1 protein-coding gene is annotated in these 451 nt (G+C 33.9%); it reads left to right on the forward strand.

Going from position 1 to position 451, the window contains the following annotated elements:
• The coding region (locus IM725_RS20080; RefSeq protein ID WP_193782403.1) for a hypothetical protein at window positions 1-451 on the forward strand (451 nt) is incomplete at both ends.

A 451-nucleotide genomic window follows, 5' to 3' on the forward strand; every position in this document is an offset into this window, starting at 1 on the left:
GATAGACGCTCATCCAGAATTTATAGACAACCTAAAGTTCCTTGTGAGTATAGATAATAGCTTTATAGAATCAGCACGAGATGCTATAGCAGTGAATAGGTCAGAAGTTGCAATTGTACTAATCTCAACGGTTGTAGAACATCAACTAAACATGTTTTATAGAGAAGCTCTAAATGAACGCGACAACTTGGATGACGATACGATAACAAAAATAATTAGAAGTAATTCTTTAAGTGACAAAACAGGTTGGTTATTCAAGCTTGTGTTTCAAGACGAGATAGATGCTGATTTGCAAAGAAAGCTTCTTAATCTAGCTGAATTACGTAATCAAATAGTTCACTATAAAGCCCTTCCAGAAAATATTGATAATCAGTATAGTGGCAGCCATAACATGATTCGCATCAAAATTAAGGAACTCGATTTTGATGAAGTATTTGGAACTCTTACATAT

It is taken from the genome of Ramlibacter aquaticus (genome assembly GCF_015159745.1).
GTDB classification, from domain to species: domain Bacteria; phylum Pseudomonadota; class Gammaproteobacteria; order Burkholderiales; family Burkholderiaceae_C; genus Ramlibacter; species Ramlibacter aquaticus.